Source organism: Paenibacillus sp. OAS669, assembly GCF_014873645.1.
Classification (GTDB): Bacteria; Bacillota; Bacilli; order Paenibacillales; family NBRC-103111; genus Paenibacillus_S; species Paenibacillus_S vulneris.
Map to the genome: position 1 here is coordinate 839,962 of NZ_JADBDR010000001.1, position 20,248 is coordinate 860,209.

8 protein-coding genes and 1 pseudogene are annotated in these 20,248 nt (G+C 40.3%); 2 read left to right on the forward strand and 7 right to left on the reverse strand.

Going from position 1 to position 20,248, the window contains the following annotated elements; all coding sequences use genetic code 11:
• Window positions 1-10 precede the first annotated feature (10 nt).
• The 7 genes from GGC63_RS03355 to GGC63_RS03385 all read right to left on the reverse strand — a co-directional run bounded on the left by GGC63_RS03355 (window position 11) and on the right by GGC63_RS03385 (window position 18,619).
• Window positions 11-5,626: an S-layer homology domain-containing protein gene (locus GGC63_RS03355; protein ID WP_192701088.1), complete on the reverse strand. Its 5,616-nt coding sequence runs from the start codon at window positions 5,624-5,626 to the stop codon at window positions 11-13.
• Between the two features lie 880 nt (window positions 5,627-6,506).
• Entirely contained in the window at window positions 6,507-10,913 is a 4,407-nt protein-coding gene (locus GGC63_RS03360; protein ID WP_192701089.1) for a hypothetical protein, read from the reverse strand.
• A complete protein-coding gene (locus GGC63_RS03365; protein ID WP_192701090.1) occupies window positions 10,891-11,643 on the reverse strand; it encodes a DUF6063 family protein in 753 nt (250 codons plus the stop codon). Before GGC63_RS03365 ends, GGC63_RS03360 begins: the two co-directional genes overlap by 23 nt.
• A complete protein-coding gene (locus GGC63_RS03370; RefSeq protein WP_192701091.1) occupies window positions 11,633-13,114 on the reverse strand; it encodes a hypothetical protein in 1,482 nt (493 codons plus the stop codon). Before GGC63_RS03370 ends, GGC63_RS03365 begins: the two co-directional genes overlap by 11 nt.
• Window positions 13,102-14,127: a Wadjet anti-phage system protein JetD domain-containing protein gene (locus GGC63_RS03375; protein WP_192701092.1), complete on the reverse strand. Its 1,026-nt coding sequence runs from the start codon at window positions 14,125-14,127 to the stop codon at window positions 13,102-13,104. The genes GGC63_RS03370 and GGC63_RS03375 overlap by 13 nt, the downstream gene beginning before the upstream one ends.
• A gap of 413 nt (window positions 14,128-14,540) precedes the next feature.
• Entirely contained in the window at window positions 14,541-16,427 is a 1,887-nt protein-coding gene (locus GGC63_RS03380) for a UvrD-helicase domain-containing protein (protein WP_192701093.1), read from the reverse strand.
• Complete coding sequence (locus tag GGC63_RS03385; RefSeq protein WP_192701094.1) at window positions 16,409-18,619, reverse strand: AAA family ATPase; 2,211 nt, start codon at window positions 18,617-18,619, stop codon at window positions 16,409-16,411. The genes GGC63_RS03380 and GGC63_RS03385 overlap by 19 nt, the downstream gene beginning before the upstream one ends.
• Window positions 18,620-19,135: 516 nt before the next feature.
• On the opposite strand from GGC63_RS03385, the gene GGC63_RS03390 reads away from it, so the two are divergent.
• Both GGC63_RS03390 and GGC63_RS35055 read left to right on the forward strand, forming a co-directional pair.
• Window positions 19,136-19,534, forward strand: coding sequence for a JAB domain-containing protein (locus GGC63_RS03390; RefSeq protein WP_318780974.1), 399 nt, complete (start codon window positions 19,136-19,138; stop codon window positions 19,532-19,534).
• A gap of 101 nt (window positions 19,535-19,635) precedes the next feature.
• Window positions 19,636-19,737: pseudogene (locus GGC63_RS35055) on the forward strand (JAB domain-containing protein); the annotation flags it as partial.
• Between the last annotated feature and the right edge of the window lie 511 nt (window positions 19,738-20,248).

The window sequence follows — 20,248 nt, forward strand, 5'->3', positions numbered from 1 at the left end:
ATTACTTGGATTATTGTGCCAGCATGTTCAAGAGCACCGTTACCGCCTCGGCTCTTGTTGCAGGAGCTGCAGGAGCGAATTCGTTGTCTCCCTTGCCTTCTACAAGTTGCTGTTTCTTCATCGCTGCTACGACGCCTTTTGCCCATGCAGGAACGTCTTTATCGTCCGCAAAGCCGGTTACCGCATTAGCTTCGGTAGTCAGACCCAAAGCGTTGGACAGCATTACAGCCATCTCAGCACGAGTAATTTGGGTATCCGGACGGAAGCTTCCATCCTCATACCCTTTCACAATCCCCGCTTGGAACGCCTGCGCCACGGCTTTCTGCGCCCAGGCCCCAATCTCCGCTTTATCGGTGAAGCTTAGTGCTGCCCCGTCTCCTTGCGGCTTCAATGTGTTCATCAGCATTACGGCGAATTCCGCTCTTGTTACCGTGTTATTCGGCTTGAATGTACCATCCGGATAGCCGCTGACGATTCCTTTGTTTACTGCTTGCTTGACATTAGCCTCTGCCCAATGACCCGTGAGATCGCTCAGGTTTACATCAGGAGCTGGCTGCTCCGCCGCAGAATCTACTGCTAGTACGGCAAATTTCGTAAAATGATCGACTTCGACGGAAATCTTGTTTCCGTTGATCTTGCTGCCTTTGACTTCAATCCATGCTTTCTTCGTTTCGTCATAATAGAAGATGCCTGCCGCCTGATTGTTTTTCAAGCTTGCCGGATTGAACGTAAAGGTCAGCGTGACCGGATGACTGAAGTTTTCCGGGAAGTTTTTCAGAATCTCAAAGATCGAGCTGAGCAGAACCTCCTTTTTAATCAGAGACGAAGTGTCCACCAATTTTTCAATGGTGAGCTTCAGTTCCTTACTGCTGGCATTGGCAGGGATCGAGACCACAATGTCGTTGTTCAAGCTCACTTCTCCGGACTTGCCAGCCGTTAACGTCAGCTTGCCGTCCGTCGAGGTCACTTTGGAGTCTCCTGGCGCAGCTCCACCCCCGCTTCCGCCACTGCTGCCACGATTGCCGCTGCTGCCGGGCACACGCGTTACGGTTACGCTGTAGGTTTTCGTAGTTCCGTCTTGCGCTGTCACTACGATCGTAATCACATTGCTGCCAATCTGCAGGTTGATAGGGCTGCTGGCTTGGCCGCTTGCCACTGAATTTCCATTCACGGTCATCGTTGCGTTCTTATCGTACACACTGGCTGTTACCGTCAGGCTTGATACAGCGGCAGCCACATTCGACGTATAGGCTGTTGTGCCGGACGCAAAGGCAGGACTTAGAGACCCGTTCGACAGGCTCAAAGAGCTTAAGTCGGCGTTGCTGCTATTCATGATGGTCAAATCATATGTAGCTACGGCTTGCTGGATCACACCCGACGAAACAAACGTACCGTCTACTGTTGTTGCCGTGATCGTAACATTTCCTGCCGCAACGGCAGTCACTTTTCCGGTCGAATCCACGGTTGCAACAGCCGGGTTGCTGGATGTCCATATCACTTCTTTTACGGTTGCCGTGTCAGGTGTCACTTGTGCCTGGAGCTGCACAGAGCTCTTTGCAATCAGTGTTGCCGGTCCGGATATAGTGACTCCTGTAGGAGGCGTGTACTCCGGCTCTGCTTGAGGGAATACGGGACGAAGCTTCCAGTAGGTATTCCACGCATTTGTAGACGTACCTGTCATATTTCCATTACCAGCTACTCTAATAAAACGCGCTTGTACAGGCGTATCGAAAGCAAATGTCTGCAAAGTGTTCTCTGCCGGTGATACATTCCCTGCATTAAGCGTAAGTGAGTTCATATAGGTATTGGAATCAACATCCCAAGCTGCTGGGGCCGTTGTAGTATCACTAATAACAGCCCCTGATGGAACAACCGACCAATTTTGCCCATCCATCGAAGATTCGATTCTTAGCTTATAAGTTCGCTTGCTGGTTGCGTTTTGCACAAACCCTATTTGTACGCCATTTATCGTTTTCGCAGTCTCTCCCAAATACATTCTAATCCATGCCGATCCATTAGCTGCCCAACGAAGCGAGGCTGCACCGGCATAATCACCAGGGTTCAGGACGTTTACCGCATAATTGGAGTTGCTCGTATCCACTTGCTGGTCGCTTGCAATCACAATCGGTGACTTTTGAATAGAGATAAACGACACACTATAAAAATTCTTCACGCCTTTAGCATCTGTCAGCGTAATTTGTGCCGTACCCTCTTGAGGATAGGCAATGTCAACGGTAACGCCTGCATCTGCTTGGGCGGTTATCTCCGTTTTTTTGGAGTAATCATGATCTAGAGGCAGCGTAACGGTGTAGCTGTAAACATCCGGAGAAAAACCGGAAACTGCCTGTCCGTCAACCAAAAGGTTTTTCAATTTCGGCCTCTCCGCGCTTGCCTGATCATCGATAGGTGGAACTGTTTTTTCTTCAAGATTAGCAGCGGCTTGTGGACCGTGGCTATTAATCAGCTGCTGAACATACAGGCTGTCCGGCATCTGGTTTGCCGCCGGTGTCACCTTCTGTGTCACGCTGTATTCATATGCCTCAAAATTCGGTACCTTGCCTCCGTTTAGCCCGGCATTCGCCATGTTAACGGAGTCGCCTTTATCCGGTTTCTGGCGGCCGGTTGTCGAGTCCGTAGCAGACCCTAACAGATTATTATTCTTGTCAAAGAAATGACCGATTACATAGTTCGGCGAAAGCTGAGGCTGCGTGGCTATGAACGGACCTGTGAAGTTATACAGCAGATAGTTAACTCCCGCCCAGCCGTGGGAGGTTCCCATGTTCCATCGATTTTGCAGATAGATTCGAGCACTGACATTATCGTATAACCCGCCCGACGACCAGCGGAAATGCGGTTCGGACGCATTGGACGTGTATTCGCTCACGCTATTATAAAAAACGTTAGGGCCCGAAGTATAGGAATCCACGATAAACGCATGACGCATATATCTTGAATATACACGCTGAGTAAACATGTATTCCGAATTTTTATAATACACCGAATAACGGCGTTCTCCCGCATCCATCAAGCTGACAGGATCCAGAATATTACCGTCCTGTACGGTAATGTTACGCGAATTGCCGTCTGTCACAAATGCGCTGTCAATATGGTAAGTCGTAAAGTTACGCAGCCATCCGTCGCGAACGTTCACCATCGCCACAAACACTTCAGCGTGGTTCTCGTCGTTATAAGATAAAAAGTATTTGCCATATTTATTGGACAGCAATGGCTTGTTGGTATTGTAGAAATGCGAGATGCCTTGAATATTTTCAACGCCCACATTACGGATACGACCGCTCTCTGCGGTTTTTACGACTTTGGCAACGCCCCAGCGCATATCGAGATTATCCGAAAGCGGTTCTGCAAACGTTATCGTTTTGGAAGCCGCATCGATGCTCTTGATCGTACGTTCTGCGGTGAAAGGTGTGCCGGCAAATCCGCCCTCCAGCTTGCCATTAGGCAGCCAGTTGCTCGCGCCGTCTATCTTATCCATGTACATGGCTTGTACCCAGTTCGCGTTGACCGCTTTTTGCACCGTTATGAGGTCACCTGCGGACAGACCGTCTGTACTTGCAACGTGCACGGAATATTGCCCTGCGCCTACATATTGATCCGTAATGGTTGTGGATGCAGATGTCGTGACGCTTTGTCCGTTAAAGTTGATTAATGTACTGTTGGCCGTTTTTGTATAAGGACTGCCTGTTGTCGAAGCATGATCTTTCGCAGGAGTGTAGGAACTGTTGTTCACTATCGTCCAAGTTGAAATCAGCTTGGTAACTCCAGGTTCAGCTTCTTCACTAGCTATTTGCTCGTCGTATGGGTTGGAAGCGGAACCATCGCCAACGACAGGAGTCACCGTTCCCGCACCAGCCCCACGTATAACAACACCGGAGGTTGTCACGTTAAGCGGCTTACTGATGCGGAATACACCCGGCTCCAAATATACGGCTCCGCGGAACCCATCCTCTTGAATCGGATACTTCGAGACATAGTCAATGGCATCCTGAATGATTTGCCATGCATCGTCACTGTCATTGGCTAGAGGTGACACCTTTACACGCACGGGCACATTAGGAATGGCTACACCGCCGCCTTTGTATCCGACTGCCGAATAATCCATGACTTGGTTGCCTTTGTAATCCGGAATATAGGTTATTTTACCGTAAGCATCCATCTGGATGGCCGGATAGACTTGATTCTCCCAGGAATCAGGATTCACGTTGGCAACGTTTGCATTATTGGAATTCTGAACATTAGGGATGGATTTGTAATTCGCAAAATCATCAATCGCCGTGAAGTAGTAGCTGTCATACAACGTATTCCCGTCTTTTGTTAACGTTAATGCAGCTTTATAAGTTCCCTTAAATAACGGAACGGAATCAGGGATGGTGATGACAGCATTCCCGCTTGCATCCACACTAGCCGCAGGGAAAGTATACACGGTCCCTCCATTAGGTGCTATGAGCGTACCTGCTATGGATGTTCCTGCAAACGCTTTCGATACATTGAAAACAGGAAACTTATTGGAAGCTGCATTGGCATCTACAACAGCCGGGCGACCAATGGTGAGGCTCATTCCCGGATAGTTCGGCGTGATGATGGCATAGCCGCTGCCCGGATCGTTTAGATAGGTGTCGGCGTATGTAGATGATGTCACGCTAATGGTATATTGCAGCTTGGATCCGCCTGAAAAATACAGTGTCAGCGATGTGCTGCCATCTGGAAGGGAAGCAAGGTATGTATCTGTAAATGTGACCGATTGCGTGCCCCCGGATATAGGACCGAGCTTGTAATCTTGAGTTTGATTAAGATAAACGACATCCGTTACCGATCCTGATTTTGCAATTCCGGTAAGGGAAGCACCGTTAAGTGTGATAGTTGTCGAAGGTGCACTGCCTGTCCCTTTTACGTATGAGCTTGATTCTGGAGAAATCGTAGGGCTAGTTGGAGTACCTAGTATTTTAAGATTCGACATCCCTAGCGTGCCCGGATTTCCTGAAATCTGCGTAAAATGGATCATCACGTAACGAGCATTTACAGGCTTCGCTAAGGTTCCTGTAGTTGTGGCCGTCCAACCCGTATTGCTTGGCGTTAAGGATCCCCAATTCGGATCACTCGCAGCTATACTGTCTGGAACATCAACGTGTTTGGCTAATTTCCATGATTTTGTACTCCAATCATATGCACTTGGAGTAGAATTATTTATCGCTGGAAGAGTGGCCCAAACATTATCATCTGAAGTATATACTACATCATAGACAGACATGCGGGCTTTCACACTAGAAAAGCCTGCAGGAATGTCGAAGCTTATTTCGTCAAAAGCTCGATCCGTCCCCAAATCTACAGCTAACCAAAGGGAACTGGTATTACCGGCTGTTGGAAAAACATTCGCAGCGGTCCCGCCAATTTGCCAGAAATCGGTGCCGTTATGAGCAATGGCAAGCGGTGCTACTTTTTTACTATTTTCCGAACTAACCTTAACATTCGCACCTGTAGTTAATGCACTCGGCGCAACGTTAATCTTGCTTGTTGCTGCACGAGCAGCTTGCGGCGGAACAACAAAGAAACCGATCATTAAAGTGAATACTAACAGGATGGATAGTGTCTTATTCATAGTTTTGTTCAATAGTGCCCACTCCCTTTAAATCGCTTACATTTCCATAAACACGTTAAAATCAAATAGTTAACTTAATCTAACTGTCCCTCACCTCCGAATCTTTAAATCTAACATTAACATAAAAAGAATCGATTCAATATCGCTAGAAAATGAAAAAATGTTGTTTGGTTACGATGAAGGGGCAAACAGCTTTCTCCAAAATAACCAAGAAAAAAATAAAATATGCCCAAGCCTTTGTAAGGGCCAGGGCATTTCAATGCAAACTTTAAAGGAGCCAAGGGGAATGTTTGAATCTTCATTTAACGTGCTGACGGAGCTTCCCTCCGATGACACCCCTGGCGGTAGAATTCAACGCCGTGCTCGTCCGCTCCGCTCCCTGTGCGCGGACTGAACCCCTTTCAGGGGTTCGCTCCCCCAGCGAAAATAAAAAAAACGCCACTACGCTATCCGTAGTGACGCCTGGAGGGATGTTTGAATCCTTCATTTGACTTGCTTTCGATGCCTTTTCACCGATGACAACCCTAGCGGTAGATTCAAACGCCGTGCTCGTCCGCTACGCTCCCTGCGCGCGGACTGAACCCTCGGGATTCGGCCCCGCTGGCTCAAGAAAATCCCCGGAACCCTATGGTTCCGAGGATTTTCTTATGGAGCCTAGGGGGATCGAACCCCTGACCTCATCGCTGCAGTGGAGAGATGGGTTTTTTGTGCGTTAAGGAATATGCGGGAGAAAGCCTTGTGGGACAAGGCTTTCTTGAATTTTATGCTTCTACGCTCGAATGCGCCGCGGCGCTCGTAAAAGAAAAAGTGTGACCAGAAATGTGACCAACTTTTCATAACAGATGGAAGTGCTTTCTAATGTTATCAACATCACTATTTATTAATTGTTAAATCAAAATAAACTTATTTGCTGGATTTTCTCCACTTTACCCAATCTCTCCAAAATAATGGGGTCCTTATCTTCAAAATAAGCATGACGGATTTCTTGGTCATGCTTAAGTATAGAGGTTTCACCGTTCTTCGCCTCTCGAAGCCGACAACTATAGATAATCGGAAAGTAATCCCTCAAAAACTTGCCTTCGGTATGCGCAGTTAATGCAATCACCTGAAAGCCAAGCTGATTTGCAATGAAAAAAACGGGCTCTAATACATGATCGCTTGAAGCTTTACCGAAAGGATTATCTAAAATGGCTGATCTGTTATTTGTCTTTGTTTTTGTGACATGCTGCCTTTTTTCCGACAAATAACTTTGAACACCCAAAAATAAAGCCATGTTTTTGCTCCACTTTTCGCCACCGGACCATAGATTTGAGGTAGTCCATTCTTCCAGTGCATGACTGACTCGGTTATTATTCGATACTTTACGAACTTGTACTTTAATGGGATGTTCACTTATTTTGGTCAATAGGTGCTTCGGATGTAACCATCGTTCAATGTCCCTCCTTACTTTTGCTATATCCTCTATGCCTTCGTCAGTCTTGTATTCATTTACGGAAAGTCGTTCACTCATCCACTCAACATGACGAAACAGCCGTTCTTTGGCGACTTCTTCTTCCCAAGTAGGCGTAGTGATAACAATAATAGATTTATACGACTCATCAACTTTGACTCTTGTCATCTTTTCAATGTTACCAAGTTCGTCACATATAGTTTTCATATAAGTATGAACTTGCCGGATGAAATGTTTCAGGTCTTTATCAAACTCTTGAATCCCCTGCTCAGCAATTGACGTTGCACGTGCTATTCGCTCCTTCATCCCTTGCTCCCAGTCTCTCATTTCCCTAAAGGAGCTTCGTTGATGGATACCGTTGAGCGCGGCTTGACGCATTTTCTCGTTTCTTACCTTCAGTTCTACAAATTGCTCGAATTTACGGCGCGAACGGTTAACACTATCCTTCTCAATTTCAACTCTTTTGTAAACCTGCTCCACATTCTGCATAGAGATCGATAAATACTTCATCCTGTCCCTATTAAATGACACCGTCTCTTCTAATGAAAGAAATGCCTGCTGTGTCCGTTCCGATAAAAAATCGAATTTGATATTATGCCTATCTATTAGATTCAACATTTTATCAAATTCAACTATTTCAGTTTTTGTGTTCTGCTCATGTTGTTCCAAAGATAAGCGTTCAGATGCGAGACGTTTCCTTTTTTCACTTAATTGTTCACGTACGATTTCTAATGGGGCCTCAAATACATGAATAGGACATCCATGAGAATCGTAAGATGCAATTGCTAAGTTTAATGTCGTCTCCGCTGTATTCTTATGTAAGTCAGCCTCATGCAAAGAAAGGCTTTTTGCTTTAAGTTGCTTTTCTAGCTCAGACACCTGCGTCATCAATAGTTGAATACGAAGCTGTCCATCTGCCGGAAAATTAGTTTCATTACTAACTAGATTATACTCATTTAATATAATTGTAAGCCGTTCTAAGTCTTCTTCATATTGGCGAATTTGCTGTATTACTGCATTTTTATCTTTCTGTACCTGAAACAGTCTTCCCCTATACAACAGCCGTTTTTGCTTCAGTTCTAATTCTGTTTCTAGCGCAGGCATCGTTCCCTGTACTTGTTTCAGTTCCTCGTATAACTCCTCTCCCTTTAACTCACTAATTAAGTCATATGTAGCTTGTCGGTTATCCTTCAGGTCTTCCAATAAACGACTACTCGAAACCCTTTCAGCCTTCATTTTGCTTAATTTGGTTTGAAGCAACTGTAACTCCTCTCCGCATGAATTAATCTGAGGCTTAAGCGACCTCAGTTCATTATCTTTCTCTCGCCACTCAGAAGCTTTTCGAGTCTTATATTCCAACCCATGAATTATCTCAGACAGCGACTGCTTATTTTCTACAATCGCCCCTATCATCTTTTCCGTTAAGTTTAAACTGTCACTTAACCGCTTGAAATCTTCTTGGAAACGGCGAAGTTCGTTTTCGCATTTCCTTTTTTGATCTCCATGTTTCCTATATTCATCATGAGGGTAACGTTGCAAAAATTGCGAAAAAAGATCCCTAAGTTTACGAATATTATTTAACTCGTCTTCGCAATTACTTACCGCCTCCCTCGCTCCACTGGCTTGCTCGGCAATTTGTCGTTTCCAAAGCTCGAATCCTTCAGTTTCTACTACATCCGACCAATGAGCAGGTATTATCGTATCAAGAGGGAAAGATTGATCAACAAGCTCCCTTGCATCCTGAACACTAAGCACAATCAGAGGAAACGTTAGTTCATCAGCAGCCTCTTCTATTTTTCGCTCTATCGCATTTTTATCTTCAGACTGGACCACGATACACATTTGCCAAAAAGGAAAACGTGAAAATAACTCTTGCTTATTCACTCGCTTTTCTTTCAGTAGCCTTTCGGCAAAATCAGCACCACTTTCGATTGGTCGATCGCTTTGTTTGATCCATCTGCGAATCCAAGGATCAGCCGCAAAAGCATCCAGTTCACCGTAAGAATCCTGCAAGCGGCTAGAAATTCGCTCTCTTAATCGAGCTGTTTCTACTGCTTTCTTTTTCTTATCATTTTCGATTTCAAGCGCTGTTTCAATTTTTACTTGCTCAAGGTATACATCCGAGACATTTCGGATGGAAAACAGCCCTTGCAATTTTAAAAGAAGCTGACTTTGCTCCTGTGCAGCTCTTTCAAGATAGTCCACGGAGGATTGCTTCAAAAGATTTGTTTTCTGAATATCTTCTCGGAGTACCTCAAGAAGCTCGCTGAGCTCATTTTTCTCTTGGGCCTTCTGTTGTTCCAAAATTGACTGTTCAGCCAAATCCTCTCGGGCCTGGCTCAGCTCTTTCTCCCAATTTGCAGATTCGGTCTCAACATTTTGATGATTGTAATCATCCAAAATTTCACCAGCAATTTGCTCCTTCTGTTCTAGCAACGCATTTGAAAGTGTAGTCAACCGCACTAACTCTTTATCTACTTCGCTTATTTCGACTTGCTTATTCTCAATGTCGCTATTCAACTTAGTTTGTTCTTGCTTTGTTTTCTCTATTTGCCGTTTGATCGTTTCATGCTCATTTAGCAAATAACGCTCTTTGTCGTCGTAGACATCCTTAAGTTGAGCCAGCACGTTTTGAAGAATTTCTTGTAGTTCATTTTCATCTGTCTGTTCGTCCATCGTTACAAGCCTTGTTTCCTCAGCTTTCAATTGAGCTACTTTGCGATCATATTCCTGTTTGTCCCGCAAATACTTTAGTTTATTTAATTCCTGCTTTGTCTGAGTTAACTCACCGCCCACAACCTCATGTGCCAATTTAACCTCTGCATATCGTTGATTAGCATGCTGCTCTTTTCTCCTTAATTCAGCAATAGAAAGTGAATCATCCTCTTGTTTAAGCCTCTTCTCATCCTCTCCAAGATGCTCCAATTTATTCTGTAACAATTTATACTTCTTATCGAGTTCATTCTTCTGGTCGAGTGCAAAATGGTGAATTGCTTTTGCATGCTGCTTATGATTGTTTTGTTCTCGCTCTATCAGCTCCAGCCGTTCGAACCCCGCCATCATTCCAGAAAGCTCGAGCTCAATCAATTTGTTCTCTTCTATTTGATCTTTGAGTTGTTTATTTTTACGAAAGTTGTCCCTATTACCTTCGAATAAGTCAGCAAATCCGCCAACTCCGCTTCCTCCGATTGCTTTCTGAACGGTAGGTATAAGCAACCGATTTACTAAATCAGTGGTCGTTTTACAGTTCTCAAAAAAGGCCTCTACATCACCTTCCCCACTATTTATCGTAGCGAGGGAATCCCACTCACTTGCTACGATCTTTAAATGCTGCTCCAAATAGTTTCGATAATCGCCAATGGTCGGGAATGTGCGTGCTGTCAAATGCTTCTTGCTCATACTAACGTAATAATCATTCATGTCTGCAGCTGAAGCTGGGCGTGGCATATTATTTGCATCCGGAACTGAAAATGGAATATGTTCTATAGCACCCTCATCGTTTGCTGGATAAGTATAAATATACTTATGAGAATCTAGCTTTTCATTTCGGAGAAACAAAGTAACTACAGTAACTGCGTACTGTCTTGGTTTATCTTGCAATATCCACTCAATTGCAATATGCGCAGGAGTTCCCCCGAGAGACAATGTTTGAAGCAATTTTCGATCTGCAAGGTCTGTATGTGGGATAACAGCTTGAAGAGCAGTCTGAATAAATACAGTTTTACCGCCGCCGTTCTCCAATAAAATCGCTCCGTTGTGTCCATCAAAATAAAAAATTTCGTCATTGTATCTTTTACCTCCGCCTTCATACACAACATTCGCAAATCTAATTTTCGAAATCGCCGGCATTGTCGTTCTCCCTTCGCCCGTCATACTGATACATGAACTGTAAAATTCCCCGATTGTACTCTGTCTCCATGAAATAACGCTGAACAATAATTTGGGCCTTCTCCGTCAGAGTGTACTCATCCGCACCAATTTCCAAAGCTATTTGTTGTTTCTTCATAAATTCGCAAGTTTTATACAGAAAGCTAACACGGCTAACTGTGCGCCCCGATTGTCTTATAACCGATTCACGAACATCATTCATGGCATCCCACTTATCAATAATCGCAATCCAGTTACAATTAAAGTCCTTCTCATGTTGTAAAAGTACTTCTTCCCCATGCTCACGCAACGACTCTAACCGTTCTCCAACTTTAGTTAACCATTCTCCAATAGTTAAGAAATCTCTCTGAATGTTTGACGACTGATAGCTACAATAAAATTCGCCAATGAACACAAGAATGCACAGGTACATCATATAAACATCTGCATTTGTAGCATAAGCACCTAGTTCACGTCGGACTTCCTCAATTTTAATATGAAAGGGCGATAGTCCTGTCTTCGGAATGAGATATAATACATCCCCGGCTTGTACAATCACGCTATCTACTCGCCAAGCGAATTGGTCAGTCAGGCTACGGACATCATCATTGAGCCAATAGGCTTCTATATCTTTTCCTGATCGCTCACCATCGCCCATCAAATATGTGAATACTTCAAATGCCTGCATGACAACCTGTTCACTATATCTCATTCTCCTTCTCCCTTCGTTCTAACTGCATATTCTGAATCTTGAAGCGCGAGGTTGGTTCAATAATATCCTTACATTCAGTTAAAACAAATGTATCTCCCTGTAATTGCGACAACGCTCCATCCAATAAATCGCCCTCCCGGTCCGGTTCCCATTTAGCCGGAGATCGTTGATGGAGAATCAAACAAAAATCATAAAAAGATCGATGATTTACTATTTGTAGCGGAAGCATATCAACAAGCTCTCTGAGCTCAATCTCACGTCGATCTTTCATAACCTCAAGAATATGTCGCATGATTAAAGAAAAATTTTTCTGTTGCTTCTGCCGATTCTCTTCCATATACTCATCATCTACTTCAGGGTATGCACTGTTCGGTTGATCAGTATTCGAGGAGAGATTCCGTTGCTTATCAAAAAGTGTCAGCAGTGACCAACTTCTATGGCGATTTAAAGATGTGAAAGCACTAGCTAATCCGTTTGAAGCAATAGGTGGTAGTGGTGATGATACAAGTCTAGATACGATTTCCTGATCAAAGTGAAATGTTTGTAATCCAATGGAATATAGTGCTTGTTTGGCAGCGTCAATCGCTTTGTTTTTTAACCGAATTGATTCTTTAAGAAGTTGTTGATGCAAATGATGTGCTTCTCCAAGCTCCTTGGAAATTTGTAATAATTGTTCATACGCCTTTAAATCCTTAGAAGTCTGCAAATCAACGCTTTGCTTCTTTGTTGTATCTAAAACAAAGTTATACAGTTCTCTAAACTCCTCGTCTTCACGTTCTAACCGGTCGTGCGTAACTTTAACAATTTGCATATATTTCATATATGTATCGTCCGATACGATATTCCGAACCACGTCCAAACCAAGCCGACGCATTTGCTCACGAATCGTTTCAACCGCTATTCGCATTTCATGAATTTCCGTCAAGGCGTTTGAAAACTCCCCTTTTTCAAGCTGTTTGCGAATTAAAAGCTGATTGATGGAGATACGAAATTCACTATAATACTCTTTGGTTGCGAAGATGAGTTCGATTCCTGCCTCATCTAACATGTAATATTGCCGATTTTCCGTTTTATCGAATCCGGCCGTCTTCAATATAGAAAAACTGTACGCTTCTGTTGATTGAGTTTCCCAGTCAAAAAAAACCTCTTCCTGTCTTTTTCCTGTAGGGTCGCGGTAAGTTTGAACAATTGTCTCCGCAATTTGAAAAAATCGGGTACGGCTAAGCCGCAACCGATTTCCACATACTTCAAATAAAAAATCTGCAAGTTCAGGAACGCCTTTTTTCGTTTGGCGTTGTAACATACATTCAAAAAAGAACAACAGCGATAACAGTCCTATAGAAAACCAGTCGATATTTTCATCTTCCCCGTTTTTCTTCCTATACTTCAGTCGGAACAACGGATCCATAATTGCCAACCGTTTGATCCTTTCACCGTATCCTTTAACGGCATCGTCCATCAATCTTTCCATGAGCGCCTCCATATGTCGCAGAGTTCATCTGTCTTCAGTGCCTCCTGTGGATAATAACCACCTTCGGCCAGCATTTGTCGTATTTTGTCCTGCTCATTCAAATGAAAGTTACTAACAAATCTATCTTCCGCACACTTATTTTGCTTTTGATACTGCTTTCCATAAGTAAAATCTTTCATCAGAAGCGCTCGATAAAAAGCTAGTGCTGGAGGGGCTGCGCGTCTCTGATGAAGTGTATCCCAAATCATGATTCCTTCGCGATCAAGATCGCCAAAATAATAAAGCCGATGCACATGATCCGGTAAATTCAACTGGTGCTCCAAATTCATAATACTGGACAAAAATCCTTTGCCTGAACCAAAAATCAAAGTTGTATAAGGAGATTCAGCAAGACAAGTCGAAAGTGCTGCATATACCGATTTATTTTCAACAATTAGATGGAGATTTTCTCTGGAATTCATTTCATTTGGATTGACTGCAAACATTAATGGTTCTACTGCTGGAACAATTCGTAAGAAGGAATATACACCTATTCGATTCAGAAATACACGTCCTCCACCTTCGTCAATCCACTTCTCATCTCCAACTAATTCATAGGAACGCTCAGGAGAGAATGCCTCTTTATTGGGGACACCTTTCTCCGTTAAATAAATATGAAGTTTATTAATATATTCTTGATCTTGCTTCCAATTTTCCTCAGCCTGAGCAAAGTAGCAAGATAAATCAATTAATGAATGCAGGCTAAGCTGTTTCGATCGGATTTGCTCATGGAGTTGCTTGCTCAAGCTTAGTTTTTTAATGCGATAGGCATAGGCAAGACCGAAATTATTAAATCCTTGAGATTTAACTGGCTGGAGAAATCCCTCTTGCTCCAGATGCCTAACTGCATTGAAGAAACTGTCATATTCCATAGAGCCATCAACAAGCTTTTCCAGTTCCCTGAGCTTTACAGTTTTTGTCGATTGCATAGATAGCGCTTGTTTTAAAAGAATAATAATATCATCATTTGTCATATTTTAATTATACATCAATTTCCAATATTTTTCTCTCACAATATGTTTTCATAGCAAACGAACTTGATTGTAAAAAAATCTCATCAAGTTTCTCCTTAAAAGAACCATCGATAGACAAAAAACTCAAAATTTTTAGACAGAAGGCTCCTCTGTATAACGAGTGAACGCTATCTGCATTGTGACCAGAAGTATGAGCATTATAACAGCCCGATCGATTTAGAAGTTTTTAAAAAGCCTTATAACACCGGGAGGAAATGGGGGTTTAAGCGGGGGAAAGCCTTGTGGGACAAGGCTTTCTTGAGTACGTTCGAGTGCGCCGCGGTGCTCAGAAAAGAAAAAGTGTGACCAACAATGTGACCTCATGCAGAGAAGGGGCAGAGAACCACCAATTATTGTTCTCAGAGGAAACTAAATTAAATTTTATGCACATTTACTTCTCCAAACCAATTTTTAGCCTGACTAATAATTGTTTCATCAGGATTATGAAAAAATAAAATTAGATTATCCTTAGCCCTTGTACAACACACATAAAATATTTTTTTTGTTCTAAAGTATACTGATTCTTTGTCTGATCTATCACTAAATAAGTACTCGAAATTGAAATTATTCCACTTTCCGTTATCTAATATTACAAACACATTCTCAAACTCAGCCCCCTTAATCTTGTGCTGTGTAGAAAATGGGGTGTATCCCTCTAGGTAATAAAATAGATTTTGAAATTCTCTATATTTCACTTGCTTAACTCTACTGAATACATAGTCATTGTCTTGAATAAATCTATTATATTTATCATCTTTTCTACAAATTAATTTAGAATCGGAATAGTCAATAACTTCCTCAATTGATTTATCCGAAAAATTATGAATCTCTGAAATGATTTCGCTAATTTCTTTTTTCTTACCTATTGATGTTATAGAATACTCTGTTTTACGAATAAATTCATTGTAACGTTTCTCATTATAAAGATGAACAATTGATTGAATTTTAAAAAGGTGTTTGATTAAAGGGTCTCTTTTGGAGCCTTTTTTGTTTTCATCTTCTTCATCTTGTTTTCTGTCGTCAATTAGTGCTTCTTTGTCCAAATAAATATTTTTAACCTCAGAATAAGGCTTATCTTTTAATCGATTATAAAGTTTATTTAGTTCTAAATCCTGAGTTATAATATCTTTTTTTAACTGTCTTTGTCTATTTTTTAGTGCAACCAAATCCACTATTTGATCAAACGAACTACTTTCATCTATTAAAAGATCATTTTTCTTAATTTTGGCTCTGATTTCATTTTTTAATCCTATTATAGGATCCCTATCGTAAATCTCCATCAAATTAGGAAATCCTGCTTTTGATGCTATTAGATTGTGTGTTAAATATAATTCTTTTGTTTGCTTCGGATTGTTAAAATCCCACCCCTTAAAATAAACAGTCTGTTTTATTTCCTCCAAGTTTGCATTTTCAGAATATAGAAATTTTATATCACCCTGCTTAATTACTCCATTTACCATATTAGGGGCTTTCGGGTCACTGGATGGCTCCTGTACCAAGCCATCCAGTCTTAATTTATTGGCTAATTCTATCACTAACCTTGGATTTCTTCTGTTTTGTTTCTTACGAATTTCAGTTAACAAACCGGATTCGATATATTTCTTAAGATCTCCGATACCATCATCGTAAATAGACTGCATTGAATCTCCAAAAAAACCTATTATATTTTCCTTCCTACTTTTCCCCAAATGATCCAAAAATATTTCCACAACCAAAGGACTTGTATCTTGATATTCATCTATAAAAATAAACTGATATTTATCTTTTAAAATGTCGCACAGCAATGAATGATTCTTAAACATTACATTTGCTAAAACAAGTATTTCATCATGAGAAATAATTCCTTCTTTAATGCGATTGTACTCTTTATACTGAATGCCATCTATTAAATCATCAAAGTAAGTTATGTCAACTACACCGTCAGGACTTACTATATTTGACTCTTCATTATTTATAAGACTTATTAATGCTTTCTTCAAGTCGCGTTGATAATTTTTAATACTATCCCACAAAAAATCATGAATAGTGGATACCCATAAATTAGGGTGGCTCACTCTTTCCTCAATTTCTTTCACTGCTACATTTGTATAAGTAACACAAGAAATTTTAGCTAGTGGATTATCCTTAATTGCTTTCCGAATAACTTGTACTAATGAATATGTTTTTCCAGAACCGGCTCCACCACTTAAAAGGAAATTTTTTTTATCCTTAACACATTCAAATATTTCTCTGACTTCGATTTCTAATTGTTCTTCAACCATAGTAAACCTTCCTTTATGTATAATGGAATCTCCCAATTTGAAAACTCTAAACCATCTTTTTCTTTGCTATTGAGCAGAATCTCCATTGCAAAATTAGGTTTTTTTTCTACACAATTCTCAGCCAAAAAATAAGGATCCTTACCTTTTTCAAAATACTTTATATTTTTCAAACTTCTAAAATTTTCTTTATTATCGATAATAAACTGTCTGTTTAAATGAAAGAAGGAATCCTCAAAGCTTCTGGCACAATATTGATTTCCCTTCGAGTCTGTTTCAATCACCTGATAGATTACCAACATATTCCCATTTTTATCTGGCACCCACTGTTTTAGCTCAACATCTTTACGGAGAAGCTTATTAGTCAAGTCTAACTTCAAATAAAAATCAAGATCGTTTGTTTTGCTTGAAACAGGCTTCTCTAGTTCTATAGTTACAGCCGCTTCTGAATTTTCAGGTTTATTATAATAATCATAAGTAGCAGCGAAAAAGTATTTTAAGGAAGAATTTGTTGTAGTGTTTGCTTCTTTATCTGAAACTCTACATTTTTCTATCTTTTCTTTTTTGTTACCATCATTATCAACTTCATAAGTTCTTTTTGCTGAGTCAATATCAGTTATTATTAAAGATTTCATTCCAATGAAGTTAATAAACTTTTCGAATACTTGCGAGTAAGCTCCTACCTCCACAATAGATATATTCTGAGAAAGCAGAGGATTATCCTTATATTCTTGGTCTATTTTCTTCATTATCGCTGGCAATAAAATCCTTTCTGTGTCACCTTCAATAAATATTGCTTTATCTACAAAAAATAATTCAGCTCGGTTCAGCGTCAGATACTGTTTTAAAAATTTAAAAGATTGTATCTCTCCGTCCTGTTCATATTCTTTTTGAAGATCTCTTAAATTTTTGGAATTTACCTGAGTATTACTTGATTTATAAAAGTACTTTATATCGTTAAAATTACTTTCTGATGTTATTTGACATGAATGAGTTGTGATGACCGTTTGTAAATTGAATGACGTACCATCCGCTCCAGTACTCGCTTGCCTTAAAATATCTTTAATGTTCTTTATAAAAACATACTGCATTTGAGGGTGAGTATGAGCTTCTGGCTCTTCAATAAAGAGTAAATTAATATCAGCCGGTGCTTCATTTTCTTTTGACTCCATCCTGAACTCACTTAGTAATATTTCAATCTCAAAAATCATAGATATTAAATTTAAATAACCTAAGCCATTATAATTTTCAGGTAGAGAATGTTCAGCGTTATGATCGTACATTACAGTTGTATTACCTTTCAAAAGCTCCCTATGTTGAAGAGTAGATGCAATCTTTATTACTGAATCACCTTTATTTATCCCACCAAATTTATTAACTTTATCAATTACATCAGCAAATAAACCATCATAAATTTCATTCAGGTGAGAATCTGTATTACTTAATGCTTCTTTAAAATCTTGAATTTTTTCTGATTTATTACCTTTGTCTTCTTTCTTCTCATAATATTTGGAAGATAAAACCGATAATGTTTTATCAGAGTCGTTATTAGTAACATTTCTTTTGGCACTAATCAACTTAAAATTAATTATTTTTTCGAGAAGTATATTGTCCTTCCCTAGATCAATAAATTCCTTATCATGTTCAGCAGAAGTGTTACGATCATAACTTAGCGCTTTCTTGAATATTTTAAAGTATTTCTTGTGGTTGTCTTTTAGAAACTCATTAATAGTCTTTTTGGGCTTATTTGCTCTCTCTTGCCCATCCTTATATTGTATATAATCAGATCTTATTTTTAATAAACCCTCTTTTAGTAAGACATACTCAAACCTAATAACAACAGTATTATTGTCAGGATCAAGATCCATCATTAACTTGCTGATATTGGCCAAGTTATCTGACTCATCGTATTCGATAAAAACAGTTAGTGATATTCCGATATTTAGATCTTCAGCCACATCATTATTTTCTATTTCAACCAATTTTTTAATTTCTTTTTGAAAATCTATATTAAAATCATCATAGGAAAATGCATTTGTAGTTGCTCTTTTTCCAATAAATTTATCCAAGATTGAAAGCAGAGAGGTTTTGCCACAATTATTTTTACCAATAATAACTGACAATTCTTTCTCGAAATCAAGTTCAAACTTCTTCAGTAGTCTATAATTATTCACCTTTATCCTGCTAACTTTCATAGTTTCAACCCCAATTCACTGTAATTAGCGCTATTTTCTAGTATCCTGCATTCAGCGAAACGATAACGAGATTTAAAAATCTTTGATACTACTTGTTTTCGTTTTTTAAGTTACATTATTTGGAAACAAAATGCAGGTAACACGTCATTTCAACCATCCTCAAACTCTTAAATCGCAGGATTAATGCATTTAATAGTCACGTTTCCCTATTCGCAAAAAAATTAATATATCTTGAGAACCATAAATTCGACACATTCCTTCATTTTCCTTTTTTGGTTCCATATAATTGGATATCCTGATATCATAGAGTTAATTTCACCGTCTTTTCCAACAATGAAGCTTGTAAGTACACTCAAGATACTTCTGAATATAGAAATATTTCTATATTCATTTCTATATTATACCCCTGATACTTATACAAATAGGTAGTCCTCACGAGAGGCAACGAAAAGGCTGGACACATTCATGCGTGTCCAGCCTTTTTGTACCCGTCAATATAATCAGGAAGTAGATTTTATGAACAATCGCAATGAAGAATTGAAAAAGCTGATTTCAGAATGCTTACGTGAAGGTGCCGACAGCTATCCCATCCAGCAGCTACTTGACCAGTTCCCGACTACAGCAGAGCTAGTGGACGTCACCGAGCAGCAACTCACAAGCTTAAAAGGAATCGGCATGGGTAAAGCTCGTCAGTTAACAGCCCTGTTAAAGCTTGTAAAGAACTTGACCATTCCAACTTATGAGCAAACAATAATACGCAGTCCTAAAGACGCATTTGACTTACTTGAACCTGAACTCAGGTATGCAACCAAAGAACATTTCATTTTCTTATTTTTGAATACAAAGAACAGAGTGATCTATAAAGAAATCATTTCGATTGGCTCTCTCAGCGCTGCAATCGCTCATCCAAGGTAAGTATTCCACGCAGCAATTAAACGTTGTAGCTCCTCTCTCATGCTCATAACCATCCGAGTGGTGACCCTAATCCCTCTCCAGAAGACGTAGAATTAACCAAAAGGCTGGTGAGAGCAGGAGAAATTGTAGGCATAGAAGTGCTAGTTCACCTCATAATTGGAGGAAACACCTTCGTCAGTCTAAAAGGAATAGGCTTAATGTGAAAAACAAAACTATTGGTAAGTATATGTATATTATTCTCATTAACGGTTTTCCCACTTTTGATATGGAACTCGCGATTTTAGCAAAGGGTCCCACAGCCGTAAAGTATAATGACTATGCACTAGCTGCCAATAATAACAAACATTTTGACGTAGACACAGAACAACTTCAAAAATTCATGAGATGAAGACTATTTCTCGTGCAATCTTTAAAGTTGCCTTCGTTGTAAGCGTCTTTTTTATTGCCCAAAGGCGGGAATTCATATATGCAGCCATAAATTCTGGATGATCGTTCACGATATCGTATCTCTAGATACTTTTTTAGTAGATTTATCATATTAGGGCAAAAACAAGAAAAAACTTATCATTTTATGGGGGTGTGAATTATGAATCAAAGACGACATATCGGTGAGCGAATACGACTCTTGCGACTACAGAAAGGAATGAGCCAGGAACAACTGGCGCTACATTCATCTTTAAACATTAAAGCTGTATGGGCTGGAAGTAACCGTCA